Raw genomic sequence first — 25944 nt, forward strand, 5'->3', positions numbered from 1 at the left:
GCCAGGTGATTGTCGGGGGTACTTAAGCCAGCGAGGCTTTAGCTTTCTCGACAATCGCAGCAAACGCCGCTTTTTCGTTCACTGCCAGATCGGCCAGAACCTTGCGGTCGATTTCGATCGACGCTTTTTTCAGGCCAGCGATCAGGCGGCTGTAGGACAGACCGTTGATACGCGCACCAGCGTTGATACGAGCGATCCACAGAGCGCGGAACTGACGTTTTTTCTGACGACGGTCGCGGTAGGCGTATTGGCCTGCCTTGATGACCGCTTGCTTGGCAACACGGAATACGCGCGAGCGAGCGCCGTAGTAGCCTTTAGCCAGTTTCAGAATTTTCTTGTGACGCTTACGAGCGATGACGCCACGCTTTACACGAGCCATGAGTAACTTCCTCTATCTAGAACCAAAAATTAACGAAGGCGCAGCATGCGCTCGACTTTTGCCACGTCCGACGGGTTCAGCAAGCTGCTACCACGAAGTTGACGCTTACGCTTGGTCGACATTTTGGTCAGGATGTGGCTCTTGAAAGCGTGTTTGTGCTTGATGCCGTTAGCCGTTTTCAAGAAACGCTTGGCCGCACCGCTTTTGGTTTTCATTTTTGGCATGTTCGGATACTCCGCATTCAGTTGATAAACATAACCGCAAGGCCTGCCGTGCCCTGGTGGTTACTTCTTTTTCTTGGGTGCGATGACCATGATCAGCTGGCGTCCTTCCATCTTAGGATGCTGTTCGACGGAACCGTATTCCAAAAGGTCAGTTTCGACCCGCTTCAACAGTTCCATACCCAGCTCCTGGTGGGCCATCTCACGACCGCGAAATCTCAAGGAAATCTTGGCCCTGTCCCCATCACTCAGGAAACGTACCAGGTTGCGTAGTTTTACCTGGTAATCCCCCTCCTCCGTCCCTGGACGAAACTTGATTTCTTTAATCTGGACCTGCTTCTGATTCTTCTTGGCCTCGTTAGCTTGCTTCTTCTTTTCGAAGAGGTGCTTGCCGTAGTCCATGACCTTGCAGACAGGCGGTACTGCGTCGGCAGAAATCTCTACCAGGTCCAGCTTCGCTTCTTCAGCGATACGAAGCGCTTCATCAATCGAGACGATGCCAATCTGCTCGCCGTCAGCGCCAATTAACCGAACCTCGCGTGCCGAGATATTCTCGTTGATCGGGGCCTTCGGTGCAGCTCGTTTATCGTTTCTCATTTCACGCTTAATAGTAATTACTCCGATTCTTGGCGACCACGCCGGGAAACCGCTTGAGCGAGGAATTCAGCGAATTGAGCGACGGGCATCGAGCCCAGGTCAGCGCCTTCACGAGTACGCACAGCGACGGTTTGCGTTTCGACTTCGCGATCCCCTATAACCAAAAGGTAAGGGACCTTGAGCAAAGTATGCTCGCGGATTTTAAAGCCGATTTTCTCATTTCTCAAGTCGGACTTGGCACGGAACCCGCTTTCATTGAGAGTTTTTTCAACATTCTGGGCGAATTCGGCCTGCTTGTCGGTGATATTCATGATCACCGCCTGGGTTGGCGCGAGCCAGGCCGGGAATGCACCTTCGTAATGCTCGATGAGAATTCCGACGAAACGCTCGAACGAACCGAGGATTGCACGGTGCAGCATCACCGGATGCTTGCGGCCGTTGTCTTCGGAGACGAATTCTGCGCCCAGACGGATCGGCAGGTTGAAGTCGAGCTGCAGGGTACCACACTGCCAGACGCGGCCAAGGCAATCCTTCAGCGAGAACTCGATCTTCGGCCCGTAGAAGGCCCCTTCGCCCGGCTGCAGGTCGTACGGCAGGCCGGCGCTGTCGAGGGCGGCGGCCAGTGCGGCTTCGGCGCGATCCCACAGCTCATCGGAGCCAACACGCTTTTCAGGGCGGGTCGAGAGCTTCATTTCGATGTCTTTGAAGCCGAAGTCGGCGTAGACATCCATGGTCAGCTTGATGAACGCGGCGGATTCGGACTGCATCTGCTCTTCGGTGCAGAAGATGTGCGCGTCGTCCTGGGTAAAGCCACGCACACGCATGATGCCGTGCAGCGCGCCCGACGGCTCGTTACGGTGGCAGGCACCGAACTCGGCCAGACGCAGCGGCAGCTCGCGGTAGCTCTTCAGGCCCTGGTTGAACACCTGCACGTGGCATGGGCAGTTCATCGGCTTGATGGCGTAGTCGCGGTTTTCCGACTGGGTGGTGAACATGTTGTCGGCGTAGTTGGCCCAGTGGCCAGACTTTTCCCACAGCGAACGGTCAACAACCTGCGGAGTCTTGATCTCCAGGTAGCCGTTGTCGCGCTGAACCTTGCGCATGTACTGCTCGAGTACCTGGTACAGGGTCCAGCCGTTCGGGTGCCAGAACACCATGCCCGGCGCTTCTTCCTGGAGGTGGAACAGGCCCAGGCGCTTGCCGATTTTACGGTGGTCGCGTTTTTCTGCTTCTTCGATGCGCTGAATGTAAGCAGCCAGCTGTTTCTTGTCGGCCCAGGCGGTGCCGTAGACGCGCTGCAGCTGCTCGTTTTTAGCGTCGCCGCGCCAGTAGGCGCCGGACAGCTTGGTCAGCTTGAAGGATTTCAGGAAACGGGTGTTCGGCACGTGCGGGCCGCGGCACATGTCGACGTATTCTTCGTGGTAGTACAGGCCCATGGCCTGTTCATCCGGCATGTCCTCGACCAGGCGCAGCTTGTAGTCTTCGCCGCGGGCCTTGAACACTTCGATCACTTCGGCGCGCGGAGTGACTTTTTTGATGACGTCGTATTCGGTGTCGATCAGCTGCTGCATGCGCTGTTCGATCGCCGCCATGTCTTCGGGCGTGAAAGGACGCTCGTAGGCGATGTCGTAATAGAAGCCTTCATCGATGACCGGACCGATGACCATGCGCGCAGTCGGGTACAGCTGCTTGACCGCGTGGCCGACCAGGTGGGCGCACGAGTGACGGATGATCTCCAGCCCCTCTTCGTCCTTGGGCGTGATGATTTGCAGGCTGGCATCGTTCTCGATCAGGTCGCAGGCGTCGACCAGCTTGCCGTCGACCTTGCCGGCGACGGTGGCTTTGGCGAGGCCCGCACCAATGGATGCGGCGACTTCGGCAACCGAAACTGCCTTGTCGAATGAACGTTGACTGCCATCGGGAAGAGTAATAATGGGCATGGCGCCTCCTCTCCTAGTGGTGACCCCTACCAAAGGTCACGTGGGTTGGGATGAGCCAGTACGCGATCCGCCCCTGTCTTTGCACAAGCAAAGCCTGCCTCACAGTGGCAGAAGCCCGAAGGCCTGCCAGGGAACGAACCAGAGTGACTGGAATAGTAAAAAAACAGTTGGGAGCTGCAAGCTGCAAGCTGCAAGAAACAGCCGGCGGCGAGCTCAAGGCCAGCATGCTAGCACAAAGCTTTCGGGCGATTGCGGGCAGATTGGCCGGCTGGGCAGAAATATTCGCAAATTGAGCTTTGGCGGTGAACTTGCGCGGATTTTTTCCGCTCAGAGTTTGTGAAGCGTCCTACTCTTGTGAGACTCGACCCCAAGGAGTGTTTGGTTATGCGACTTCAGTCTCTTCTGGCCCTGGCGGCTGCCTCTGCCCTGCTGCTGCCGTTGGGAGCCCATGCCGGCAAACTGCCCGGCAACTACCAGTCGACCTGCGTAGCGCAGGCGCAGAAGCAAGGCCTGGCAAAGGATAAAGCCGAACAGCACTGCAAATGCGCCGGAGACGTGCTCCAGAAAAACCTCAGCGACAAAGAGATGAAAGACCTGGATACCCTGGAGGATGGCGTTGATGCAGCGGTAATGGAGCGCGCGCAAAAAAATATTGCAGCGGTCTGCGGCCCGAAAAACCCGAAATAATAGGGCCTTTGGCCAGTTATCCATCGCTAATTTGCTCCAGATCAGCAATCTGCGAAGGTAAAAGGGGCTACAAGCCCATAATTAGACTATGATGGTCGGCGTGCACCCTGTTGGCCTCGGCAACACCGCACTACTGAAAATCATGTTTCCTGGAGATACACCCATGTCTAATCGCCAAACCGGCACCGTAAAATGGTTCAACGATGAGAAAGGCTTCGGCTTCATCACTCCACAAGGTGGCGGCGACGACCTGTTCGTTCACTTCAAGGCTATCGAAACCGACGGTTTCAAAAGCCTGAAGGAAGGCCAGACTGTCTCCTTCGTTGCCGAAAAAGGCCAGAAGGGCATGCAGGCTGCACAAGTTCGTCCAGAGTAAGATCTGACCGAATAAAAAAACCCGTCCTTGTGGCGGGTTTTTTTGTGCCTGGGATTTGGGAGCGGGCTTGCTCCGCGATAGAACCAGTAATGACCCTATCGCGGGTCAAGCCCGCTCCCACAGAGACCGTTTTAGCCGCAGTTTACGCGGGTGATCACGCCTTGTTCGTCGGCGTTGAGGTTCAGGCGCTCGGAGCGGTATTCCAGGGTCATGACGTCGTGAGGCTTGAGCACACGGGCCAGTTGCGAGCCGCTGGCTTTACGCGCCTGCTCGAGCAACTCGGGGGTGGCCGGCTTGCCGATGGCGAACTCGGCGCCGCTGGCCTGGCAACGGCCATCGGTGTTGGCAGCAGCCTGCGGGGCCTTCGACGAAGAGCCGCCAGTGCTGCTGCAACCTGCCAATACGGCGACAGCCAACAGGCTTACCAATGATGCACGCGTGCGGAACATGAATCCTCCTTAAATACTTGAATGCTGCCTATGTGACAGCACTCCTGGTTTTTCGTTGCAAAACCGGACCATTGTGCCCGAGCCAGAGCGCTCTAGACCAAGGCTAATCGTGACCGGATTTTGCGCAAGCTCAATACAGGTCGATGTAATCGCTGGCAGGTTTGGGCCAGTTGTTTTTCAGGGCGTTGTACACCTGGCGTATCCAGCGCTCGTCATCGGCCACCTGCGGGCCGACACAACCGGAGCCTGCCGCCCAGGTTTCCAGACGAAAGGACAGGCCCTGCAGTTCGCGGCCACCGGTGACCTGGGACAACCAGGCGATGCCCTTGTGATTGACCCGCAGCTGGTTGTGAACCGCACCATTGCCGGCCACCAGCAGGGCCCGGACGTTGTCGAGGGTAAAGTCGTTGGGGTTGTTGAGGTCGATCTGCACTGCGCTGTCCCGGCAAGCTAAAACACCGATAGTTTGCCACGCCCCCTGCGCTTATGCCTAAGTCGCAGTGCGATGCAGGCGGCGGCCATGATTTACTGCAGCTATCGGCGGAGCGCAGGCCAGCCTCCCCTTCAAACGCCAGGGCCCGGCATTTGAACCGACAGCGCGCGCAGGTTTTACTCGAGAATGTTCATGACAAGCCACATCATCGATGCCGACATCAAGGTCAAATGGCCCGAGGGCCAGAGCGCCTACAGCCCGGCCAGCGCCGAAGAACTGCTGCTGATCGCCCTCGACTTGCTGGTCAAGGACCTGGGCCCGGACGACGCACGCAGCTACGTCGACCAGGTCTTTGAGCGTTACAGCCAGCCGGTTATGGCAGACGCGCCAGACGGGCACTGAGCAGATCAAAAAAGCCCTGGGCATCCCCCTCGGTAATCCAGGTGACGTTGCCCGGCTCTTTCAGGGTGCCGTACCAGTCGGTAATGGTCTGGCCGAAGGTCGGGCCGTCGCGGCTGTCGACCTGCATGAATACCTGGCGGCCGCGGAACAGTTCGGGCTTGAGCAGGTAGGCAATCACCGTGGTGTCATGCACCGGGCCGCCAGGCATGCCGTAGTGCTTCATGTCCTGCTTGACGTAGGCGTTGAGGATATCCACCACGCGCTTGCTCGCCCCATTGTTGAGGTCGGCAATCTGTTTGAGCCGCGCCTCGCTGGTCAGCACCTTGTGGGTGACGTCCAGCGGCAGGTAGGTGAGCTTGACCCCGCTGTTGAGCACCACTTCGGCAGCGTGAGGGTCGGCGAACAGGTTGAACTCGGCCACCGGGGTGATATTGCCGCCATTGAAGTGGGCACCGCCCATGACGATCACTTCCTTGATGCCATTGACGATTTCGGGCGCTTCAATCAGCGCCAAAGCCAGGTTGGTCTGCGGGCCGAGCATGGCGATAGTGATGCTGTGCGGCTTGGCGCTGCTCAAGGTGTCGATCAGGTAACGCACCGCACTGCCGTTGGCCAGCCCCTTCTGCGGCTCGCTGACCGTTACCCCGGGCAAGCCTTCTTCGCCATGGATATCGGCGGCGTAGATCGGCGTGCGCACCAGCGGCTTCGGCGCGCCGGCGTATACCGGAATGTCCTCGCGCCCGGCCCATTCGCGGGCCAGGCGGGCATTGCGCGAGGTCTTCTCGAGTCGCACGTTGCCGGCCACGGTGGTGATGGCGCGAATCTTCAGCTCATCTGGCGAAGCCATGGCCAGGAACAGCGCCACCACGTCGTCGGCGCCGGGGTCGGTATCGATAATCAGGTCAATGGGCGCCGCCTGGGCGCCAGCCGAAAGCACGGACATCAGCAACACTCCTTGGAGCAAACGTTTGGCACAGCTCAACATAAGACACGTCCTTATGATCAGATGGAACAGCTAGAAGGTCACCCCGGCAACCAAGGCAATGTTGCTGTAGGGCTGGCACTCGCCGGTGCGCACGATGGCTCGGGCGCTGCGGCTCAACTGCTTGAACTCTTCGTGACTGAGCAGGCGTCGGGCGCCCAGTTCGCCCTGGGCGGTCAACTGCTCGACGGCGGTCAGGCCCGGCGGCTGATGCTGAAGGATTTCCTCCGCCAGCACGTGGCTTTCGACCTGCATTTCCGTCAGAACAATGCGCAGGGTGCTGGCGAAATCCGGAATGCCCGGGGTTAGCGCCAGGTCGATCAGCTCCACCCCCGCCGGCACCGGCAAACCGGCATCGCCAATCAGCAGGATGTCGCCATGGCCGAGGGAGGCGATCAGGCGCGACAGGGCGATGTTCAGCAAGGGCGTCTTCTTCATGGCTGCAGCTCGCTCAAGTGCGGGATTGAAGGCTGCGCACCGGCGCGGGTGACCGACAACGCCGCTGCACGCTGGCCGAAGGCAATCGCCGCGCCCTGCGCTTCGCCACGCGCCAGGGCCGCGGCGAAACCGCCGACAAAGGTGTCGCCGGCCGCTGTGGTGTCCACAGGCTGCACCACTGGCGCCGGGAAATGCCTGAACACCTGACCATCGGCAAACAGCGCGCCCTGGGCACCGAGGGTGACGATGACCTTGCCAACGCCCATGGCCAGCAAATGCGTGGCGGCCGCCTTGGCGCTGTCCAGGTCGTTGACCGGCAGCCCGCTCAGGGCTTCGGCTTCGCTTTCGTTGGGGATCAGGTAATCGATATGGGCAAACCATTCAGCCGGCAGCGGGCCGCTGGCCGGTGCCGGGTTGAGGATCACCGTCTTGCCCAGCGCCCTGCCCCGCTCAAGGGTGTAGGCGACGGTGGCCATCGGCACTTCCAGCTGGCAGATAATCACCTCGGCGTTTTGCAGCAAGGCGTCGAAGCGCTGTACTGATTCGGGCAGCAACTGGCCATTGCCGCCAGCAACAATGACGATGGCGTTCTGGCTGGCGGCATCAACCACGATCAGCGCCACGCCGCTGGACACCCCGGCAGCGATGCTCACTGCCTGGCAGTCGATCTGCTCATCGACCAGGGCCTGGCGCAGTTGCTGGCCGTAAGCATCGTCACCGACGCAGCCGACCATCGCCACCTGCGCGCCCAGGCGCGCCGCCGCTACCGCCTGGTTGGCGCCCTTGCCGCCTGGCACGGTGACGAAGCTTTCACCCACCAGGGTTTCGCCGCCGCGCGGCAGGCGCTGGGCACGCGTCACCAGGTCCATGTTCAGGCTACCTACCACTACTACATTGGCTTGCATGTGCGGGCTCGTTCTCAGCGGTAATCATTGAAAAGGTCAGGGCGCGGCGCGGTGGATTCGCGCAGGACGATGCTCGGCGCAACAATGCGCTGCTCTGGCGCGCCGCGCAGGGGTTCGGCGATGCGCCGCAGCAGCAGTTCGGCGGCGCTCTCGCCCAGCTCGCGGATCGACTGGCCAACGGTGGTCAGCGCCGGAAATACGTACTGGCTAATCTGGATATCGTCGAAGCCGATCACCGACAGCTCGCTGGGCACGCAGATGTTGCGTTCGGCGGCGGCGCGCAATACGCCGATGCCGATCATGTCGTTGCCGGCAAAAATCGCCGTCGGCCGCTCGCCTTCGAGCAGCGCCGCTGCCGCGCTATAGCCGCCGATGCTGGTGAATTCGCTGCTCAGCAGCCACTCCTGGCGCGGGCTGACGCCGGCTTCGGCCAGCGCCCGATGGAAACCGGCCAGGCGCAACTGGGCGACGCTGGTGGTCGCCGGGCCGCCGATGCAGGCGATGTCGCGATGTCCGAGTTCCAGCAAGTGGCGGGTCGCCAGATAAGCGCCCTGTTCGTGATCGATACGTACCAGGTCAGCGGCCACGCCTTCCAGGGCGCGGTCGACGATGACCATCGGCGTGCGCACGCTGGCCAGGCTGTCGAGCAGGTCGTTGTCTTCACCGACCGAGGCGACGATCAGGCCGTCGATGCGTTTTTCCAGCAGCACGCGCAGGTAGCTGCGCTGCTTTTGCGGGTTGTCGTCGGAGTTGCAGAGGATCACGCAGTAGCCGTTGCGCTCGCAGCCGTCCTCGATGCCGCGGGCCAGCTCGGCGAAATACGGGTTGACGCTGTTGGGCACCAGCAGGCCGATGGTCGCGGTGCTGCGCGCCTTGAGCGAGCGCGCTACGGCGCTGGGCACGTAGTCGAGCTCAGCGATCGCCGCTTCGACCTTGAGGCGCACCGGTTCACTGACCGGGCGGGTCTTGTTCAGTACATGCGACACGGTGGTGTAGGAAATCCCCGCCAGTGCCGCGACATCTTTGATGGTTGCCATTGTTTCAGTTCCGCCTGCGCGCGCGCCGGCTGCGGTAGGTGTCGAGGACCACGGCGATGACGATCACCGCCCCGGTGATAATGCGTTTGGTTGGCTCCGAAGCGCCGATCTGCGCTAGGCCTGCGGCCAGCACCGAGATGATCAACACGCCAAAAAAGGTGCTGATCACAGAGCCCCGCCCGCCCATCAGGCTGGTGCCGCCGATGACCACGGCAGCAATCACTTGCAACTCCAGGCCGGAGCCGGCGTTGGGGTCGGCGGCTTCCAGGCGGGAAATCTGGAACAGCGCAGCCAGCCCTGCGAGCAGGCCCATCAGCGAGAACACCAGGATCTTGTACGGGCGCGGGTCGATGCCGGCCAGGCGCACCGCCTCTTCGTTGGTGCCAATGCCGATCAGGTAGCGGCCGAACACCGTGCGCGTCAGCACCAGCTGGGCGAGGATGATCACCAGCAAGGCGATCAGGAACGACGGCGAGATGCCAAAAGCCAGCGGGTTGGACAGCCAGGCAAAGGCATCGCCGATGTAAGCGGTGCGCGAATCGGTCAGCTGGTAGGCCATGCCCCGGGCCATTTCCAACACGCCGAGCGAGACGATAAACGACGGAATGCGCCAGGCCACGGTGATCGAGCCGGTGATGCTGCCGGCCAGCGCCGCCACAGCCATGCCGAGCAAGGCCGCCGGCATCACGCTCCAGCCCCAGCCGAGCATCGCCACACTGACCGCGGAACCGGCCAGGGCCAGCACCGAACCCACCGACAGGTCGATGCCGCCGATGATCAGCACAAAGGTCATGCCCACCGCCAGCACCATCAGATCGGGGATCTGGTTGGCCAGGGTGCTGAAGGTGGCGTAAGACCAAAAGTGGCTGCTCAACAACGAGAACAGCACGATCATTGCCAGCAAGGCGCCGGCCAGGCCCAGGTAGGTGCCGAGGCCGTAGTAGCTGCCGCTGCGCTTGGCGCTGGGGGCAGCGGTGTCCAGTTGGGTGGTTTTCATGGGGTCGTCCTGGGCGCCGCTTCGTGCAGCAACGCATCACGTTTCTGATAGCCGGCAAAGGCTGCGGCCAGTAGTTGGTCCTGAGTCCAGCTGTCGCGCTCGAAGGTGTCGATCAGGCGCCCTGCACTGAGCACGCCGATGCGGTCGCAAATCAGCATCAGCTCGCGCAGGTCGCTCGACACCACCACCAGCGCCTTGCCCTGGCGCGCAAGCTCCGCCAACAAGCCATAGATGTCGAACTTGGCGCCGACGTCGATGCCGCGGGTCGGCTCATCGAACAGCAGCACCGAACAGTCGCGCTCCAGCCAGCGGCCGATCACCACCTTTTGCTGGTTGCCGCCCGACAACTCGCCGACCACCTGCTCGGGGCTGGAACTGCGGATGCGCATGGCGGCGATCTGCCGTTCGGCCAGTTCGCGCTCGGCGCCGCTGTTAACGATGCCGGCGCGGGAAATCGCCGGCAGGTTGCCCAGGGCGATATTGGCGCTGATCGACTGGCTCAGCAGCAGCCCTTCGCCCTTGCGGTCTTCAGTGATCAGGGCAATGCCCTGACGCACCGCCGCCACCGGCGAATCGACGCGCACTTCGCGCAAGGGATTGCCCAGCTCGATAGTGCCGCTGTCGGCGCTGTCGGCGCCGAAAATCAGCCGCAGCAGCTCGGTACGCCCGGCGCCGATCAGGCCGCAGATGCCGAAGATCTCGCCGCTGCGCACCTCGAACGAGACGTCCTTGACCTTGTCGCTACGGCCGAGGCCGTTGACCTTGAGGATCGGCGCGCCGATGTTGCGCACGCCCAAATCGATATGCTCGCCCAGCTCGCGGCCGACCATCAGGTTGACCAGTTGCTCGCTGTTGTAACGCTGCATCGGCTCGACGCACACCAGCTTGCCATCGCGCAGCACGGCAATGCGCTGGGCGATGCGCTTGAGTTCTTCGAGGCGATGGGAGATGTAGACGATGGCCACGCCGCGCTGCTGCAGGCGCTCGATCTGGGTAAACAGCAGCTCCACCTCGCGGGCGGTGAGCATCGCCGTCGGCTCATCGAAAATCAGCACATGGCAGTCGCCAATCAGGTTGCGGGCAATCTCGACCATCTGCTGATGACCGATGCCCAGTTCGCCCACCGGGGTGTCCGGGTCGATGGCGTCCAGGCCGACCTGGGCCATGGCCGCCACCGCCAGTTGGCGCAGGCGTTTGCGGTTGATCCAGCCGGCGCGCCCGGGCAAGTTGTCGAGAAACAGGTTCTCGGCCACGGTCAGGGTCGGCAGCAGGTTGAGCTCCTGCATGACCATGCGCACGCCCAAGCGCTCGGCCGCGGCGCGACTACCGGGCTGGTACGGCTGGCCCTGGTAAAGCATATGGCCGGTGGTGGGCCGTTCGAGGCCGCCGATGATTTTCGACAGGGTGCTCTTGCCCGCGCCGTTTTCACCGGTCAGGGCCAGCACTTCGCCCCGCAGCAGGCTCAGCTCGATATCGCCGAGCACCGGCTGCGCGTAGGTCTTGCCGATGGCGCTGACTGAAAGTACGACATCCGCAGTCGCTGACATTGCCTGTTCTCCTGGCGCCCACCCCATGGCAGGCGCGCACGCTGCGACTAGGGTTGGGTAACCAGCTCGACCGGGGTCTGGATGACGTTGTCGTCGTCGACATCGGTTTTCTCACCCTTGAGCATCTTCAGCGCCGCCTCGATGCCGAATACCGCCTGCTTGGCGGCGTACTGGTCGGCAGTGGCAAGCACGCGACCGTCCTTGAGCATCGGCTTGATGGCGTTGATGTTGTCGTAGCCGACCACCTGCACCTGGCCGGCCTTGCCTGCGGCGCGCACCGCCGATACAGCGCCCAGGGCCATGCTGTCGTTGCCGGCCAGCAGAGCCTTGAGGTCAGGGTTGGCGTTGAGCAGGGAGGCGGCGACGGCATTGCCCTTGGCAATTTCCCAGTCGCCCGATTGCACCGAGACCACCTTGATCTGCGCCGCTTCCATTGCATCCTTGAAGCCGGCAGTGCGCTGCTGGGCGTTGGTGGTGGTCGAGACGCCTTCGATAATGGCCACCTGATCGCCGGCCTTGAGCTTCTGCTTGGCCAGGTATTCACCGACCAGCCGCGCGCCCTTGCGATTGTCGGGGCCTACGAACGGCACGCTGAGGTGCTTGCTCTTGAGCACCTCGGGGTCGAGGCGGTTGTCGATGTTGATCACGGTGATGCCGGCATCCATGGCCTTTTTCACCACCGGCACCAGGGCCTTGGAATCGGCCGGAGCGATGACCAGGGCGTTGACCCCGGAGACGATCATCTGCTCGACGATACGGATCTGGTTACTGGAGTCGGTCTCGTCCTTGATGCCGTTGGACACCAGCTCGAATTCATTGGCGTGGTCTTTCTGGTAGGCCTTGGCGCCGTCTTCCATGGTCAGGAAGAACTCATTGGCCAACGATTTCATCACCAGCGCGACTTTCGGCTTGGCGTCGTCGGCCAGGGCGTGGGAAACGGGTGTGGCGAGGGACAGTGAGGAAAGTACGGCGAGCGCCAGCAGGCGTCCAGCAAAGGGCAGCTTCATGGGTTTACTCCGGATCTTATGATTTTTATCGGGCCGCAAACGTTTGCGTTAACTCACTATGAAAACGTAACCAAATTTTGTCAAATCCGCTGCCGCAGACCATTTGGAAAGCGCACGTAGGAATTATCCTAAAAATAACCGGAAAACCGAACACCTCTTGTACACAATATTCGGAATTCCGAATAGGAAAATGCTTTACCGACGTTTTCCCAAGCGCTCTGAGCCCATGAAAATCAATAGATTGAAGATGAAAACCGACGAACGGCTGTTCTGGTACGGAATCTGCCTCTGTTAGCGCGTTACACAGCGAACTCCAGACACAAGAGAGATCAACGATGAAAGCTGCGCTTAATTCCTTCGTTCCGGGCGCTTTGGCCCTGCTGCTGTTAATGCCCGCAGGCGTCAACGCCAAGGAAGTCGAGAACCAACAGAAACTGGCCAACGTGGTGATCCTCGCCACCGGTGGCACCATCGCCGGCGCCGGCGCCAGCACCGCCAACAGCGCCACCTACCAGGCCGCCAAGGTCGGTGTCGACAAGCTGATCGCCGGCGTTCCGGAACTGGCCACCCTGGCCAATGTGCGCGGCGAACAAGTGCTGCAGATCGCTTCCGAAAGCATCAGCAACGAAAACCTGCTGCAACTGGGCAAGCGCGTTGCCGAGCTTGCCGACAGCAAGGATGTCGACGGCATCGTCATCACCCACGGTACCGACACCCTGGAAGAGACCGCCTACTTCCTCAACCTGGTAGAAAAAACCGACAAGCCAATCGTCGTGGTCGGCTCCATGCGCCCAGGCACCGCCATGTCGGCTGACGGCATGCTCAACCTGTACAACGCCGTGGCTGTTGCCAGCAACAAGGATTCGCGCGGCAAGGGCGTGCTGGTCACCATGAACGACGAGATCCAGTCGGGTCGCGACGTCAGCAAATCGGTGAACATCAAGACCGAAGCCTTCAAGAGCCAATGGGGCCCACTGGGCATGGTCGTCGAAGGCAAGTCCTACTGGTTCCGCCTGCCGGCCAAGCGTCACACCGTCGACTCGGAATTCGATATCAAGAAAATCAGCAGCCTGCCTGCGGTCGACATCGCCTACGGTTACGGCAACGTCACCGACACCGCCTACAAGGCCCTGGCACAAAATGGCGCCAAGGCGATCATCCACGCCGGTACCGGCAATGGCTCGGTGTCTTCTAAAGTAGCCCCGACCCTGATCGACCTGCGCAAGCAAGGCGTGCAGATCATTCGCTCGTCCCACGTCAATGCCGGCGGCTTCGTGCTGCGCAACGCCGAGCAGCCTGACGACAAGAACGACTTCGTCGTCGCCCACGACCTGAACCCGCAAAAAGCCCGGATCCTGGCCATGGTTGCAATGACCAAGACCCAGGACAGCAAAGAGCTGCAGCGGATCTTCTGGGAATACTGATCGAGTAACCCCCAAGCGCTTGCCCGCCCTGTAGGACGGGCAAGCCTGCCTCCCCTACCCTGGCAAAAAATACTTTAAACAGACCGCAGCAAATGGCGCGGTTTGCGGTCACATGCGCTCTTTCACCGACGAGCTGTTGCGAAATTGCTTACAGTAAAATACTGTATGCGCATACAGCTAAAAAAGGAACGCTTTGTGGCCACCACTTCCGCCCCTGCCAGCAGCTATGAGCAACTGGGCACCCGCATCCAGAAAATCATCAATTCCCCCACCGCACAAAAAGCCCGGGCCGCGCTGATCTTCCGCCTGGAGCACGAAACGCCTGAAGACTGGGCCACCCTGCTCGACGAAATCGCCGAGAACGACAACGTCACCCTCGCCTACCGCGATGACGGTGGCGTGCAGATTTTCTGGGTTGTGCCGAAGGAAGATTGAAAGCGCATGAGATTTCCGGTTTTTGCAGTAGCTTGTTTGTTGTTCAGTGTCACCACCGCCCACGCCGATGCACCGCGCACCTTCAGCGAAGCCAAGAAGGTCGCCTGGCGTTTGTATGCGCCGCAGTCCACCGAGTTTTATTGCGGCTGCAAATACAACGGCAACAAGGTCGATTTGCAGGCCTGCGGGTATGTGCCGCGCAAGAATGCCAACCGCGCCTCGCGCATCGAGTGGGAGCATATCGTCCCGGCCTGGCAGATCGGCCACCAGCGCCAGTGCTGGCAAAGCGGCGGGCGCAAGAACTGCTCGCGCAATGACAAGGTCTACCAGCGCGCCGAGGCCGACCTGCACAACCTGGTGCCGAGCATTGGCGAGGTCAATGGCGACCGCAGCAACTTCAGTTTCGGCTGGCTGCCCGAGCAGCGCGGACAATACGGCTCGTGCCTGACCCAGGTGGACTTTAAAGCCAAGAAGGTCATGCCGCGGCCGTCCATTCGCGGCATGATTGCGCGCACCTACTTTTATATGAGCAAGCAGTACAGCCTCAAGCTGTCCAAGCAGGACCGCCAGCTGTACGAAGCCTGGAACAAGACCTACCCGCCGCAGCCCTGGGAGCGCCAGCGCAACCAGCGGGTGGCTTGCGTGATGGGCCATGGCAACGAGTTCGTCGGCCCGGTCAACCTCAGCGCCTGCGGTTGAGGCTCAGGCCAGCGCCTGCAGGTAGGCGCTGGCCTGCTGGTAACGGGCCAGGCGGGCGATGTCATCGGGGCCGGGCATGGGGATCCGCGACAGGTCGCTGTTGTCGGCCAGATCAGCCAACTTGACCACCCGCGCCAGCGGATCATCGCCGACCCGCACCACGAAGGCTTCGTAGCTTTCGTCATCGCGCCGGCTCAGCGCCTGCACGGCGGCCAGGATCTTCAGGGCGAAGCCTTCGCGGGCAAGGTCAGAGAGGGTCATCGGTGAATCCTCGAGCACGTCGTGCAGCACCGCGACAATGCGCTGCTCGGCCGTCGACACCCTCAGCATCACCCGCAACGGGTGGAGGATATAGGCCGTTCCGCCTTTATCGCGCTGCCCTTCATGTGCCCTCGCCGCAACCGCAATGGCCCGCTCCAGCGTAGACATATGGCCCTCCTGCTCAGCGCGGCTGGCGTCGTAGACGCGCCATGCTGTAGACATCGATCAACTCCCCGTCACGCATAGCATAGTCAATCAGTTGAGAATGAATACCTCGCCCTCATAACTCTCAACCTTAATAAACTAGCGCGGGGCGTCGTGCTGGATGACGATCGAGTCGGTGCCCAGGCGCGCCATGACATCGGCTTGCTGCGCCTCGGCTTGCGCCTTGTCGGGATAAGGGCCGAGCAGCACCACCGGCTTGCCGTTGCGGTAGACCACCGAGGACGGAATCTGCTTTTCGATCAGGCGTGCGGTCATGTCGCTGAGGGCGCCCATGTTCGCACCCTGGACGATCTCGACATCCCAGCCTTGGGGCGCAGGTTTGTCTGCCGCAGCGTCGGCGGCGCGCTGCAGGTCAGCGCCACCGCATTTTTCGCGAATGGCCAGGTTGCTGCCCTGGTCGGCAATAATGAGCTGATAGTCGCCCGCGGCCTGCTTGATCGCCACGTAGCTGCGATACGGCACGAACACGCCGGCGTCGTCCTTGCCGCGCACCTGGCCGCAAATAATGCCTTGCTGGTCGAATCGCACGTTGGCGAACTTGGCTGTCTTGGGGTTCTGCAGGTGTTCGGCCACCTGCTTGTGCACGCCTTCGACTTCGTTTTCGCAACCGGCCAGAGCCAGCACCGCCATTACCACCGCCACTTTGCGCACGCGTCTATCTCCTGAATGCAAGCGGCGGATTTTAGCATTCTTGGCTGGCCTTTAGGGCCCTATCGCGGGGCAAGCCCGCTCCTACAGCTGAAATGCAAAAAGGGCGACCCTTGCGGATCGCCCTTTTTGTTACCACACAGCAGTGTGGATTTGTTTGGTAGGCACAATTGGATTCGAACCAACGACCCCCACCATGTCAAGGTGGTGCTCTAACCAACTGAGCTATGTGCCTGCTGTGGGGCGCATAATACGCAGGTCTTTAACCTTCGTAAAGCGAAATTTCATAAAAAAATCAGCAGCTTTGCTTTGCCGGCAAAAAATTCCCGCAAACAAAAAAGGCGACCCTCGCGGATCGCCTTTTTGTGTACCGCCAGCAGGGGCGGATTTGATTTGGTAGGCACAATTGGATTCGAACCAACGACCCCCACCATGTCAAGGTGGTGCTCTAACCAACTGAGCTATGTGCCTGCTGTGGGGCGCATTCTACCCAATCGCCGAAAGGTGTCAACTCTTTTTTTAACGCTAAGCCACTGAATATCAAAAGTATTTGCTAAAAGCCGGGGTAAAGGATTTTCAACACACGACTAGCGGGTGTTTATTATTATTGATAGCATCGGTACAGTCGTAAAAAATATAAAACAGAGGTTTCGCAGCATGGCCAATACCCCCTACCCTCAGTCCTACTACGCCGCATCGGCCAATCCGGTTCCGCCGCGCCCGGCGCTGCAGGAAGAGGTACAGACCGATGTCTGCGTGATCGGCGCCGGCTATACCGGCCTGTCCAGCGCCCTGTTCCTGCTGGAGAGCGGCTTCAAGGTCACCGTGCTGGAAGCTGCCAAGGTCGGCTTTGGCGCCTCGGGCCGCAATGGCGGCCAGATCGTCAACAGCTATAGCCGCGACATCGACGTCATTGAACGCACCGTCGGCCCCAAGCAGGCACAATTGCTGGGCCACATGGCCTTTGAAGGCGGGCGCATCATCCGTGAGCGCGTGGCCAAATACAACATCCAGTGCGACCTTAAAGACGGTGGCGTGTTCGCCGCCCTGACGCCCAAGCAGATGGGCCACCTGGAATCGCAAAAGCGCCTGTGGGAACGCTTCGGCCACACCCAGCTGGAGCTGATGGACCAGAAGCGCATCCGTGAAGTGGTCGATTGCGACCAGTACATCGGCGGCATGCTCGACATGAGCGGCGGCCACATCCACCCGCTGAACCTGGCCCTGGGCGAAGCGGCCGCGGTCGAGTCGCTGGGCGGCAAGATCTACGAGCAATCGCCGGCCATCCGCATCGAGCGCGGTGCCAACCCGGTGGTGCACACACCACAAGGTAAAGTACGCGCCAAGTTCATCATCGTTGCCGGTAACGCCTACCTCGGCGGCCTGGTGCCGGAACTTGCCGCCAAGTCGATGCCATGCGGCACCCAGGTGATCACCACCGAGCCGCTGGGCGAAGAGCTTGCGCGCAGCCTGCTGCCGCAAGACTACTGCGTCGAAGACTGCAACTACCTGCTCGACTACTACCGCCTGACCGGCGACAAGCGCCTGATCTTCGGCGGTGGCGTGGTGTACGGTGCGCGCGACCCGGCCAACATCGAAGCGATCATCCGCCCGAAAATGCTCAAGGCCTTCCCGCAGCTCAAGGACGTGAAGATCGACTACGCCTGGACCGGCAACTTCCTGCTGACCCTGTCGCGCCTGCCGCAAGTGGGCCGCCTGGGCGACAACATCTATTACTCCCAGGGTTGCAGTGGCCACGGCGTCACCTACACCCACCTGGCGGGCAAGGTGCTGGCCGAGGCCCTGCGTGGCCAGGCCGAGCGTTTCGATGCCTTCGCCGAGCTGCCGCACTACCCGTTCCCGGGTGGCCAGCTGCTGCGCGTACCGTTCAGCGCCCTGGGCGCCTGGTACTACAGCCTGCGCGATCGCCTGGGCTTCTAAGCCCCCTGCCCGGCCTGCGCCGTCACTGCCCCAGGGCGCTGACGGCCTGCCGGGCGGCTTGTTCCTGGCCCGCCTGGGCCAGGTCATTGGCCGCTTTCAGCCAGCGCTGACGGTCAACCTGGGCCGGCAACTGGCCCGGCTGCTGCACCAGCACCGCCCAACTCCCCTGCTTTTGCCAGGCTGATTCGAAGTCATCGAACTCCATCAGCAGGCGCCGGTTCATCCCTGCCCGCAACAATACCCGCTGCTTGTAACGGTCATAGCCGACCAGCAAGGCATAGCGTGGCTCGCTCCAGAACGTCGAACCTTGCTGAAAGCGCAGCAACACCGGGTTGCCCGCCGCTACCTGCGCCAGCAAGGCGTCCAGGCGTGGTTCGAGCGGATACACGACCATGCCGTACTCGCGGCCCACCCGCGGGATCGCCTGCTCAAGCTGGTCGATGTGCTGCGGCAGGCCCAGCGATTTGTCGAGCAGCCCCGGAGTGATGCGCACCCCCTGTTGCGAGAGCAAGGCCGCCAGGGCCATCGAGGCGCTCTGGTTGGCTTCGCCACGGTAGAAAGGCACCGAGCCGATCTCGACCCGTTGCGGCAGGTTTTTCAGCTGGGATGGCGGCTGGCTGGCACAGCCGGCCAGGGCCAGGCCGAGCGCGCAGGCCAGCAGCAGGCGGCGCGGGGTAAAGGCGGTTAGGGAAGTCAGTGCAGGCATGAACACTCGCTCGATGACGGCCGGCAGCCACTGCCCGGCCCTGAGCGCTGATCATAGGCTGGCGCGCGCCGTGGGTATAGCCCGTTGCAGGCTTAGAACAAAGCGGCCCAAGCCTCTAGACCATCGGTCAATAGCCTGCAACCTGCAACGGGCTAGACTGAAGACGTGTCCGCGTGGCGAGCCTCGTTGCCTTGGCGCGGATTTGAGGAGGCACACATGAGCCTGACAATGGCAATTTTGCTGCTGCTCGGCGCCTGGTTGAGCGTCGCTGCTGCCATGCTCTGGGGGGTGCTGCGCATCGCCCGGCGTCATCATCCGCACCATCGCATCCAGCCTGAAGGCAAAGACGCTGTACCGGTACGGCGCAGTCGCCGGCATGCCGGGGCGCATTAGAAATCCTTGAAAAGCATCGCGGGGCAAGCCCGCTCCCACAGTGACTGCAGGAGCGGGCTTGCCCCGCGATGGCTTTATCAGCCCTCAACCGCCTCGCGCTTCAAGCGTGCCCGGCGCGACATGATGTTGAGGATCTCGATCGCCGTCGAGAAGGCCATCGCCGCATACACATAACCCTTGGGTACATGAGCACCGAAACCTTCGGCGATCAGGGTCATGCCGATCATGATCAAGAAGCCCAGGGCCAGCATCACCACGGTCGGGTTGTCGTTGATGAAGCGGGCCAGCGGGTCGGCGGCCACCAGCATCACGATCACGGCACTGATCACGGCAATGATCATGATCGGCAGGTGCTCGGTCATGCCCACGGCGGTGATGATGCTGTCGATCGAGAAGACGATGTCGAGCACCAGGATCTGACCAATCGCCGCAGCAAAGCCCAGGGTGATGGTCGAGGACGCCTTGGCTTCAGCCTGGGCGCGCGGGTCGACACTCTCGTGGATTTCCTTGGTCGCTTTCCACAGCAGGAACAGGCCACCGGCGATGAGGATCATGTCCTTCCAGGAGAAGGTATGACCGAATACATCGACCACCGGCTCGGTCAGCTGGACGATCCAGGCCACGGTGCTGAGCAGGCCCAGGCGCATGATCAGGGCCATGCTGATACCAATGCGCCGCGCCTTGGAGCGGTACTCTTCAGGCAACTTGTTGGTCAGGATCGAGATGAAGATCAGGTTGTCGATACCGAGGACGATCTCCATGGCCACCAGGGTGGCCAGGGCGACCCAGGCGGTCGGGCTTGCAGCGAGTTCCAACAAGTATTCCATGAATCAAATCCTGCATCGGGGTAAGGGGTGGGTCAGATGTCCTGGGCGCTGGCGTCGCGCTCGGGTTTGCCTGCCTTGTCGCTGCCTTCGGAGCCGGTGGCTTCGCTCAGGGCCTGCTGGGCGGCTTCGTTGGTTTTGTCGATGGCCTCCTTGGCCGACTCCGCCGCCTGGTTGAGCATTTGCTGGGCGGACTTTTCCGCCTGCTCGCAACCGCTCATGGCCAGCAGGGCCAACAGCAACACCAGGGGTGTACCGATGGATTTGAAGTGAAGCATCTGTGGGTCTCCATGCAATTAAATCGGTGCGCATTCAGGGGCACCGTGATGGCAAGGGATTCTAAAGAGCCAGATACATCAGGAAAATTCGTATTTTCAGCGGTTATACTTCGGTTTTTACGAATCGGGAAATCGCCATGCTCAATTACCGCCAGTTGCATTACTTCTGGGTAGTGGCCAAGACCGGCAGCATCGTGCGTGCCTGCGAGCAACTGAACCTGACCCCGCAGACCATCAGCGGGCAGATCACCCTGCTTGAGCAAACCTACGGCATCGAGCTGTTTCGCCGGGTCGGGCGCCAGCTGGAGCTGACCGAAAGCGGCCGGCAGACCCTGACCTACGCCGAGCAGATGTTCCAGATTGGCGGCGAACTCGAGGCGATGCTGCGGGCCCGGCCGGATGAGCAGCAGATACTGTTCCGGGTCGGGGTGGCCGATGTGGTGCCCAAGTCCATCGTCTACCGCCTGCTGGCGCCGACCATGGACATGGAAGACGCCCTGCGCCTGAGTTGCCGCGAAGACAAGCTCGAACGGCTGCTGGCAGACCTGGCGATCCAGCGCCTGGACCTGGTGATTTCCGACAGCCCCATGCCCAGCCACCTGGACATCAAGGGCTACAGCCAGAAGCTCGGTGAATGCGGCATCAGCTTTTTTGCCACGCAGGCGTTGGCTGAACAGTACGGGCGCAACTTCCCGGCCTGCCTGCAACACGCGCCGCTGTTGATTCCCGGCCAGGAAACCGTGGTGCGCAGCCGCCTGCTGCGCTGGTTCGCCGAACAGCAATTACAGCCGCGGATCGTCGGTGAGTTCGACGACAGCGCCTTGATGCAGGCCTTCGGCCAATCGGGCAGCGGCATTTTCATTGCCCCCAGCGTGATCGCCGACGAGGTCTGCAAGCAGTATGGCGTCGAGCTGATCGGCCAGACCGACGCGGTCAACGAGTCGTTCTATGCCATTTCAGTGGAGCGCAAGGTCAAGCACCCGGGTATCGTCGCCATCACCGAAGGCGCACGCCGCGAGCTGTTCAACTGGTAGCTGGCGTGGGTTCATCGCCGTTTGCAAAGGGCGCGCAGACTACACTTGCGTCCTACCGTCTGACGCAGCGCAAACACCAAATGTGCCCTGCTGTGCTAAAGTCGCGCCCTTTTTCTCGGCCCTGCCCCGCCAGGTGCCCCATGCTCCAGCGCCGTGGTTCGCCCACCGCGCCCTGAACAAGACAGAGAAACACCTGCCATGACCCCTGTTCTAAACCTGTTGAACCGCACCAGCCTGGTGGTCCAGATCATGATCGGCCTCGCTGCCGGCATTGCCCTGGCCGTGTTCGCCCCCACGACCGCCGCAAGCCTCGGCTTCGTCGGCAAGGTCTTCGTCTCCGCGCTCAAGGCGGTGGCGCCGATCCTGGTGTTCATCCTGGTCATGGCTTCGATCGCCAACCACCGTCACGGCACCGAAACCCATATCCGCCCGATCCTGGTGCTGTACCTGTTCGGTACCTTCGCCGCCGCCGTGGTCGCAGTGATTGCCAGCATGGCCTTCCCGTCCAACCTGGCGCTTAGCACCTCGGACGTTGCCTTGAGTGCTCCCGGTGGCATCACTGAAGTACTGCAAAGCCTGCTGCTGAGCGTGGTCGACAACCCGGTGAGCGCGCTGATGAACGCCAACTTCATCGGCATCCTGGCCTGGGCCATTGGCTTGGGTGTGGCCATTCGTCACGCCGGGGAGACCACGCGCACGGTGGTTGCCGACCTGTCCAACGGCGTGACTTTGATCGTACGCGTGGTGATTCGCTTTGCGCCGCTGGGGATTTTCGGCCTGGTCGCCTCGACCCTGGCGCAGTCCGGGCTGGACGCCCTGCTCGGTTACCTGCACCTGCTGGCCGTGCTGATCGGCTGCATGCTGTTCGTGGCGCTGGTGGTCAACCCGATCATCGTGTTCTGGAAGATTCGCCGCAACCCCTTCCCGCTGGTGCTGCTGTGCCTGCGTGAAAGTGGCATCACCGCCTTCTTCACCCGCAGCTCGGCGGCCAACATCCCGGTCAACATGGCCCTGAGCGAGAAACTCGGCCTGCACGAAGACACCTACTCGGTGTCGATCCCGCTGGGCGCGACCATCAACATGGCCGGCGCAGCGACCACCATCACCGTGCTGACCCTGGCTGCCGTGCACACCTTGGGCATCGCCGTCGACATCCCGACCGCGATCCTGCTCAGCGTTGTCGCCGCTGTCTGCGCCTGTGGCGCCTCGGGCGTGGCCGGCGGCTCGCTGCTGCTGATCCCGCTGGCCTGCAGCCTGTTCGGCATCCCCAGCGAGATCGCCATGCAGGTGGTGGCCGTCGGTTTCATCATTGGTGTGCTGCAGGACTCGGCGGAAACCGCGCTGAACTCCTCCACCGACGTACTGTTCACCGCTGCGGCCTGCATGGCCAAAGAGCGCCAGGCCGCCTGAGCTTGACCTGCAGCCGGTGCGTCCTGCACCGGCTGCTTGTGTTTTACCCTGTTGCGCACCTAGGCTAGAGGCCTTTCTTCGCATAGAGACAGGGCCATGTCCGCCGAACACGAAACCGCTTCCGACGCCCGCTTCACCAGCACCGAGATCCGCGTGCTCGGCTCGCTGATCGAAAAACAGGCCACCAGCCCGGAAACCTACCCGCTGACCCTCAACGCCCTAGTGCTGGCCTGCAACCAGAAGACCAGCCGTGAGCCGGTCACCAACCTCAGCCAGGGCCAGGTTGGCCAGGCCCTGCGCGCGCTCGAAGGCCAGGGCCTGACCCGCCTGCAGATGGGCAGCCGCGCCGACCGCTGGGAGCAGCGCGTGGACAAGGCCCTGGAGCTGGTGCCGGCGCAGGTAACCCTGCTGGGGCTGATGTTCCTGCGCGGGCCGCAAACGGTTAACGAACTGCTGACCCGCAGCAGCCGCATGCATGAGTTCGAAGATGCCGAGCAGGTGGTGCACCAGCTTGAGCGCCTGATCGCCCGCGGTTTTGCCCTGCACCTGCCGCGCCAGGCCGGGCAGCGTGAAGATCGCTACACCCATGCGCTGGGCGATCCGGCCGAAATCGAGGCGATCCTGGCGGCGCGCCAGCAAGGGCCGGAGCGTTCGGCCGGTGGCGCGGTGTCGCTGGAGCGGATCGAAGCGCTGGAAGCACGGATTGCGGCGCTGGAAGAGCGCCTGGCGCAGTTCGAGTAACAGCATCGCGGGGTTGTGTACCATCAGACCCACTGCGGGAGCGGCGGTGCGGCGACCCGACTTGCCCCGCGATAGGTTTTACCCTTCAGCCGCGGGCAAACGCCACTGCCCGCGCCACCTGCTCCGCCGTTGGCCGTACCCCGGTGTACAGCACGAACTGCTCCAGCGCCTGCAAGGCAATCACCTCCAGCCCGGTAATCACCGGTATACCCAGACGCTGGGCCTCGACGATCAACGGCGTCAGCGCCGGCATCGCCACCACATCGAATACCCGTTGCGCCGCCGCTATCGCCTCGGGGGCGAAGGCCAACTGTTCGGCTTCAACCCCACCGGCCATGCCGATCGGCGTGACATTGACCAGCATCGGCGGGCACAGGTCGCCCAGCTCTGCCTGCCAGCGATAGCCGCAACTGTCGGCCAGCTGCCGCCCGGCTTGTTCATTGCGGGCAACGATGATGCCCTGGCTAAAGCCGGCATCGCGCAGGGCACTGGCCACCGCCTTGGCCATGCCGCCGCTGCCGCGCAGGGCGAAGGCCGTCGACGGATCCACCTGATGACGCAGGAGCAAATGGCGCACGGCCAGGTAGTCAGTGTTATAGCCTTCCAGGTGGCCATTGGTATTGACGATGGTGTTGATCGACTCGATGACCGCCGCCGACGGGTCAATGCCGTCGACCAGGGCCAGGCAGGCTTCCTTGTAAGGCATCGACACGCCACAGCCGCGGATGCCCAAGGCACGGATACCGGCAACGGCTGCCGGCAGGTCATCGGTAGTCATGGCCTTGTAGTAGAAATCCAGATCCAGCTGCTGATACAGATGGTTGTGAAAGCGCACGCCAAAGGTGCCCGGCCGTCCCGCCAATGAGATGCACAGCTGGGTGTCTTTGCCTGGAAATGTTGCCATTGAAATCTCCTCAGGAAACGGACTGGCACTGCGCCCTCGCCCGCCGCAGACCGCTGATCGGCCCTTACATAACCTTTACTCTGAACCTGTGTGATTTTTTCGGTTCCCGCAGTCTTATAAATATCCCCGACGTCGGCGTTGTGCTGTGAGGAGTGGCTATGAACTGTCGTGGCTGATGATCACTATCAAGCGCGTTGATTTCAACCACCCGGCACTCGACGCTAAGGTAGGCCCATGACTCACGGGAGGAACCCCCAATGGCCCCTATCAACATCATGTCCGTCATCGGCAGCGCCGTCCCCACCTCGCTCAGGGAGTTGGGCCTGCTGGCCTGCTGGTACCTGGTGCGCAATGGCGAAGCGATCTCCGGGCCATTGACCTCCCTGCCGGCCGCCCAGGCCCTCGCCGAGCGTCTCGAGGGCCCCGGCCTGCAAGCCTGAGGCCTGCCCACCGTTTTATCGTGCGTTGCTCCGCACAGCCCCTTGCCCCGCCCTTTGGCGGGGCTTTTTATGGGCCGCTGAAAGGCACTTGGATTAAGTTTTTTTCATCTGCACGATAGCGCTGTCCGGGCAATCGACAGCAACTAGGCCATACTCCTAGAATGCAGCGGTTTTTTGGGGGAAAACCCTTGCACAGCCAACGACATAACAACTTCTAGTGAGCCTCAACGTGAAAACTTCCCTTTCGATTCTAAGCCTGCTGCTGTTGCTCACAGGTACTGCGACTGTCACGTCGACCGCTGCTGCTCAACCCCCGGCCCAGCAACAACGCGATCCAGCGAAATTGCACCTGGCCTCCGGCAGCGCCCTGCTGATCGATCTGCAAACCAACAAGGTGCTCTACGCCAACAACCCTGACCGGGTGGTGCCGATCGCTTCGGTGACCAAGCTGATGACCGGCATGGTGGTGCTCGACGCCAAGCAGAACATGGACGAGATGCTCACGGTCACCATCGCCCAGAACAAGGAAATGAAAGGGGTGTATTCGCGGGTCAAGCTGGGCAGCCAGCTCAACCGCAAGGACATGCTGCTGATCACCCTGATGTCGTCGGAAAACCGCGCGGCCTCAACCCTGGCGCACAACTACCCGGGCGGCTACAACGCCTTCATCAAGGCGATGAACGCCAAGGCCCGTGCATTAGGCATGAGCCACACCCGTTATGTTGAGCCGACGGGGCTTTCGACCAGCAACGTTTCCACTGCCCGCGACCTCAGCAAGCTGCTGATGGCGGCGCGCAACTACCCGCTGCTGAGCAGCTTGAGCACCACCCGCGAGCAGACCGTGGCGTTCAAAAAACCCAACTACACCCTGGGCTTTCGCAACACCGACCATCTGGTCAACAAGAGCAACTGGGACATCAAGCTGACCAAGACCGGCTTCACCAACGATGCCGGCCACTGCCTGGTGTTGTTGACCAAGATGGACAACCGCCCGGTGGCCATGGTGATCCTCGATGCCTTTGGCAAGTACACCCACTTTGCCGACGCCAGCCGCATGCGCCAGTGGCTTGAGACCGGCAGCACCAAGCCGGCCCCGGCAGTGGCCATGCGCTACAAGTCAGAGCGCACGCAGAACCGGCAACTGGCTGACTGAAAACAAAAGGGCCTGTGCATGCACAGGCCCT

General features: G+C 61.6%; 31 protein-coding genes, 2 tRNA genes and 1 pseudogene. 13 read left to right on the forward strand and 21 right to left on the reverse strand.

Going from position 1 to position 25944, the window contains the following annotated elements; translation table 11 throughout:
* Positions 1-22: 22 nt before the first annotated feature.
* The 4 genes from rplT to thrS are packed head-to-tail and all read right to left on the reverse strand — an operon-like array spanning position 23 to position 3137.
* Positions 23-379, reverse strand: a complete 357-nt coding sequence (gene rplT / locus LOY37_RS17190; protein WP_010222414.1) for a 50S ribosomal protein L20 — start codon at positions 377-379, stop codon at positions 23-25.
* A gap of 29 nt (positions 380-408) precedes the next feature.
* Positions 409-603 carry a 50S ribosomal protein L35 gene (gene rpmI, locus LOY37_RS17195; protein ID WP_045194535.1) on the reverse strand — a complete coding sequence of 65 codons (195 nt, stop codon included), beginning with the start codon at positions 601-603 and terminating at the stop codon, positions 409-411.
* A 60-nt stretch (positions 604-663) separates the two neighbouring features.
* A complete protein-coding gene (infC, locus tag LOY37_RS17200; RefSeq protein WP_174242331.1) occupies positions 664-1215 on the reverse strand; it encodes a translation initiation factor IF-3 in 552 nt (183 codons plus the stop codon).
* Positions 1215-3137, reverse strand: coding sequence for a threonine--tRNA ligase (gene thrS, locus LOY37_RS17205; protein WP_045194537.1), 1923 nt, complete (start codon positions 3135-3137; stop codon positions 1215-1217). Before thrS ends, infC begins: the two co-directional genes overlap by 1 nt.
* 384 nt (positions 3138-3521) lie before the next feature.
* Here thrS and LOY37_RS17210 point away from each other — a divergent pair, with 384 nt between their 5' ends.
* A complete protein-coding gene (locus tag LOY37_RS17210) occupies positions 3522-3824 on the forward strand; it encodes a hypothetical protein (protein ID WP_082075393.1) in 303 nt (100 codons plus the stop codon).
* 163 nt (positions 3825-3987) lie between these two features.
* A complete protein-coding gene (locus LOY37_RS17215; RefSeq protein ID WP_007956027.1) occupies positions 3988-4200 on the forward strand; it encodes a cold-shock protein in 213 nt (70 codons plus the stop codon).
* Positions 4201-4331: 131 nt separating this feature from the next.
* On the opposite strand, the gene LOY37_RS17220 is transcribed toward LOY37_RS17215, so the two are convergent.
* The gene (locus LOY37_RS17220) at positions 4332-4649 is read right to left on the reverse strand and encodes an I78 family peptidase inhibitor (RefSeq protein ID WP_093381150.1); all 318 of its coding nucleotides are present in this window, start codon (positions 4647-4649) and stop codon (positions 4332-4334) included.
* A gap of 130 nt (positions 4650-4779) precedes the next feature.
* Positions 4780-5082 (reverse strand): hypothetical protein, encoded by a 303-nt coding sequence (locus LOY37_RS17225; RefSeq protein ID WP_258715371.1) that lies wholly within the window; start codon positions 5080-5082, stop codon positions 4780-4782.
* A gap of 192 nt (positions 5083-5274) precedes the next feature.
* On the opposite strand from LOY37_RS17225, the gene LOY37_RS17230 reads away from it, so the two are divergent.
* The gene (locus LOY37_RS17230; RefSeq protein WP_045195702.1) at positions 5275-5484 is read left to right on the forward strand and encodes a hypothetical protein; all 210 of its coding nucleotides are present in this window, start codon (positions 5275-5277) and stop codon (positions 5482-5484) included.
* Here the strand turns inward: LOY37_RS17230 and LOY37_RS17235 are convergent.
* From LOY37_RS17235 to LOY37_RS17265, 7 genes are all read right to left on the reverse strand, one after another.
* Complete coding sequence (locus LOY37_RS17235) at positions 5456-6427, reverse strand: nucleoside hydrolase (protein WP_408980665.1); 972 nt, start codon at positions 6425-6427, stop codon at positions 5456-5458. The two genes, LOY37_RS17230 and LOY37_RS17235, sit on opposite strands and share 29 nt — an antisense overlap.
* Before the next feature lie 72 nt (positions 6428-6499).
* A complete protein-coding gene (rbsD, locus tag LOY37_RS17240) occupies positions 6500-6904 on the reverse strand; it encodes a D-ribose pyranase (protein ID WP_045194548.1) in 405 nt (134 codons plus the stop codon).
* Entirely contained in the window at positions 6901-7809 is a 909-nt protein-coding gene (rbsK, locus tag LOY37_RS17245) for a ribokinase (protein ID WP_258715373.1), read from the reverse strand. Before rbsK ends, rbsD begins: the two co-directional genes overlap by 4 nt.
* 14 nt (positions 7810-7823) lie before the next feature.
* Positions 7824-8846, reverse strand: a complete 1023-nt coding sequence (locus LOY37_RS17250) for a LacI family DNA-binding transcriptional regulator (RefSeq protein WP_258607437.1) — start codon at positions 8844-8846, stop codon at positions 7824-7826.
* A 4-nt stretch (positions 8847-8850) separates the two neighbouring features.
* On the reverse strand, positions 8851-9843 hold the full coding sequence (locus LOY37_RS17255) for an ABC transporter permease (RefSeq protein ID WP_045194554.1): 993 nt from the start codon (positions 9841-9843) through the stop codon (positions 8851-8853).
* Positions 9840-11390 (reverse strand): sugar ABC transporter ATP-binding protein, encoded by a 1551-nt coding sequence (locus LOY37_RS17260; protein WP_258715374.1) that lies wholly within the window; start codon positions 11388-11390, stop codon positions 9840-9842. Before LOY37_RS17260 ends, LOY37_RS17255 begins: the two co-directional genes overlap by 4 nt.
* 47 nt (positions 11391-11437) lie before the next feature.
* Positions 11438-12397 (reverse strand): sugar ABC transporter substrate-binding protein, encoded by a 960-nt coding sequence (locus LOY37_RS17265; protein ID WP_258715375.1) that lies wholly within the window; start codon positions 12395-12397, stop codon positions 11438-11440.
* Between the two features lie 335 nt (positions 12398-12732).
* On the opposite strand from LOY37_RS17265, the gene LOY37_RS17270 reads away from it, so the two are divergent.
* The 3 genes from LOY37_RS17270 to LOY37_RS17280 all read left to right on the forward strand — a co-directional run bounded on the left by LOY37_RS17270 (position 12733) and on the right by LOY37_RS17280 (position 14955).
* A complete protein-coding gene (locus LOY37_RS17270; RefSeq protein WP_038994567.1) occupies positions 12733-13821 on the forward strand; it encodes an asparaginase in 1089 nt (362 codons plus the stop codon).
* Between the two features lie 165 nt (positions 13822-13986).
* Positions 13987-14256 (forward strand): DUF1654 domain-containing protein, encoded by a 270-nt coding sequence (locus LOY37_RS17275; protein WP_045194563.1) that lies wholly within the window; start codon positions 13987-13989, stop codon positions 14254-14256.
* Between the two features lie 6 nt (positions 14257-14262).
* Positions 14263-14955 (forward strand): endonuclease, encoded by a 693-nt coding sequence (locus tag LOY37_RS17280; RefSeq protein ID WP_045194565.1) that lies wholly within the window; start codon positions 14263-14265, stop codon positions 14953-14955.
* Positions 14956-14958: 3 nt separating this feature from the next.
* Here LOY37_RS17280 and LOY37_RS17285 read toward each other — a convergent pair whose 3' ends face one another.
* The 4 genes from LOY37_RS17285 to LOY37_RS17300 form a co-directional block, all read right to left on the reverse strand.
* Complete coding sequence (locus LOY37_RS17285; protein ID WP_093381127.1) at positions 14959-15384, reverse strand: HD domain-containing protein; 426 nt, start codon at positions 15382-15384, stop codon at positions 14959-14961.
* 135 nt (positions 15385-15519) lie between these two features.
* On the reverse strand, positions 15520-16092 hold the full coding sequence (locus LOY37_RS17290) for an SPOR domain-containing protein (protein WP_093381124.1): 573 nt from the start codon (positions 16090-16092) through the stop codon (positions 15520-15522).
* Positions 16093-16247: 155 nt separating this feature from the next.
* Positions 16248-16324, reverse strand: a tRNA-Val gene (locus LOY37_RS17295).
* Between the two features lie 159 nt (positions 16325-16483).
* Positions 16484-16560, reverse strand: a tRNA-Val gene (locus tag LOY37_RS17300).
* Positions 16561-16746: 186 nt separating this feature from the next.
* Here LOY37_RS17300 and LOY37_RS17305 point away from each other — a divergent pair.
* A complete protein-coding gene (locus LOY37_RS17305; RefSeq protein WP_045194571.1) occupies positions 16747-18030 on the forward strand; it encodes an FAD-binding oxidoreductase in 1284 nt (427 codons plus the stop codon).
* A gap of 22 nt (positions 18031-18052) precedes the next feature.
* Here LOY37_RS17305 and LOY37_RS17310 read toward each other — a convergent pair.
* Positions 18053-18791 (reverse strand): annotated as a pseudogene (locus LOY37_RS17310) (peptidase C39 family protein).
* 161 nt (positions 18792-18952) lie between these two features.
* On the opposite strand from LOY37_RS17310, the gene LOY37_RS17315 reads away from it, so the two are divergent.
* Positions 18953-19129 carry a hypothetical protein gene (locus LOY37_RS17315; RefSeq protein WP_258715377.1) on the forward strand — a complete coding sequence of 59 codons (177 nt, stop codon included), beginning with the start codon at positions 18953-18955 and terminating at the stop codon, positions 19127-19129.
* A gap of 77 nt (positions 19130-19206) precedes the next feature.
* Here the strand turns inward: LOY37_RS17315 and LOY37_RS17320 are convergent, their stop codons facing one another.
* Both LOY37_RS17320 and LOY37_RS17325 read right to left on the reverse strand, forming a co-directional pair.
* Complete coding sequence (locus LOY37_RS17320; protein ID WP_045194575.1) at positions 19207-19956, reverse strand: TerC family protein; 750 nt, start codon at positions 19954-19956, stop codon at positions 19207-19209.
* A gap of 32 nt (positions 19957-19988) precedes the next feature.
* Positions 19989-20231 (reverse strand): hypothetical protein, encoded by a 243-nt coding sequence (locus tag LOY37_RS17325; RefSeq protein ID WP_045194576.1) that lies wholly within the window; start codon positions 20229-20231, stop codon positions 19989-19991.
* 137 nt (positions 20232-20368) lie between these two features.
* Between LOY37_RS17325 and nhaR the strand changes: the two genes are divergently transcribed.
* The 3 genes from nhaR (at position 20369) to LOY37_RS17340 (ending at position 23416) form a co-directional block, all read left to right on the forward strand.
* The gene (nhaR, locus tag LOY37_RS17330) at positions 20369-21265 is read left to right on the forward strand and encodes a transcriptional activator NhaR (protein WP_045194578.1); all 897 of its coding nucleotides are present in this window, start codon (positions 20369-20371) and stop codon (positions 21263-21265) included.
* A gap of 198 nt (positions 21266-21463) precedes the next feature.
* A complete protein-coding gene (gene sstT / locus LOY37_RS17335; protein WP_093381115.1) occupies positions 21464-22675 on the forward strand; it encodes a serine/threonine transporter SstT in 1212 nt (403 codons plus the stop codon).
* 96 nt (positions 22676-22771) lie between these two features.
* Positions 22772-23416 (forward strand): YceH family protein, encoded by a 645-nt coding sequence (locus LOY37_RS17340; RefSeq protein ID WP_045194583.1) that lies wholly within the window; start codon positions 22772-22774, stop codon positions 23414-23416.
* 85 nt (positions 23417-23501) lie between these two features.
* Here LOY37_RS17340 and LOY37_RS17345 read toward each other — a convergent pair whose 3' ends face one another.
* A complete protein-coding gene (locus LOY37_RS17345) occupies positions 23502-24320 on the reverse strand; it encodes a shikimate 5-dehydrogenase (RefSeq protein ID WP_045194586.1) in 819 nt (272 codons plus the stop codon).
* A gap of 257 nt (positions 24321-24577) precedes the next feature.
* On the opposite strand from LOY37_RS17345, the gene LOY37_RS17350 reads away from it, so the two are divergent.
* Both LOY37_RS17350 and pbpG read left to right on the forward strand, forming a co-directional pair.
* Positions 24578-24760 carry a hypothetical protein gene (locus LOY37_RS17350; RefSeq protein WP_093381111.1) on the forward strand — a complete coding sequence of 61 codons (183 nt, stop codon included), beginning with the start codon at positions 24578-24580 and terminating at the stop codon, positions 24758-24760.
* A 229-nt stretch (positions 24761-24989) separates the two neighbouring features.
* Positions 24990-25913 carry a D-alanyl-D-alanine endopeptidase gene (pbpG, locus tag LOY37_RS17355; RefSeq protein ID WP_082075415.1) on the forward strand — a complete coding sequence of 308 codons (924 nt, stop codon included), beginning with the start codon at positions 24990-24992 and terminating at the stop codon, positions 25911-25913.
* The last annotated feature ends 31 nt before the right edge of the window (positions 25914-25944 follow it).

Origin of the sequence: Pseudomonas sp. B21-012 (assembly GCF_024749305.1) — a bacterium.
Classification (GTDB): Bacteria; Pseudomonadota; Gammaproteobacteria; order Pseudomonadales; family Pseudomonadaceae; genus Aquipseudomonas.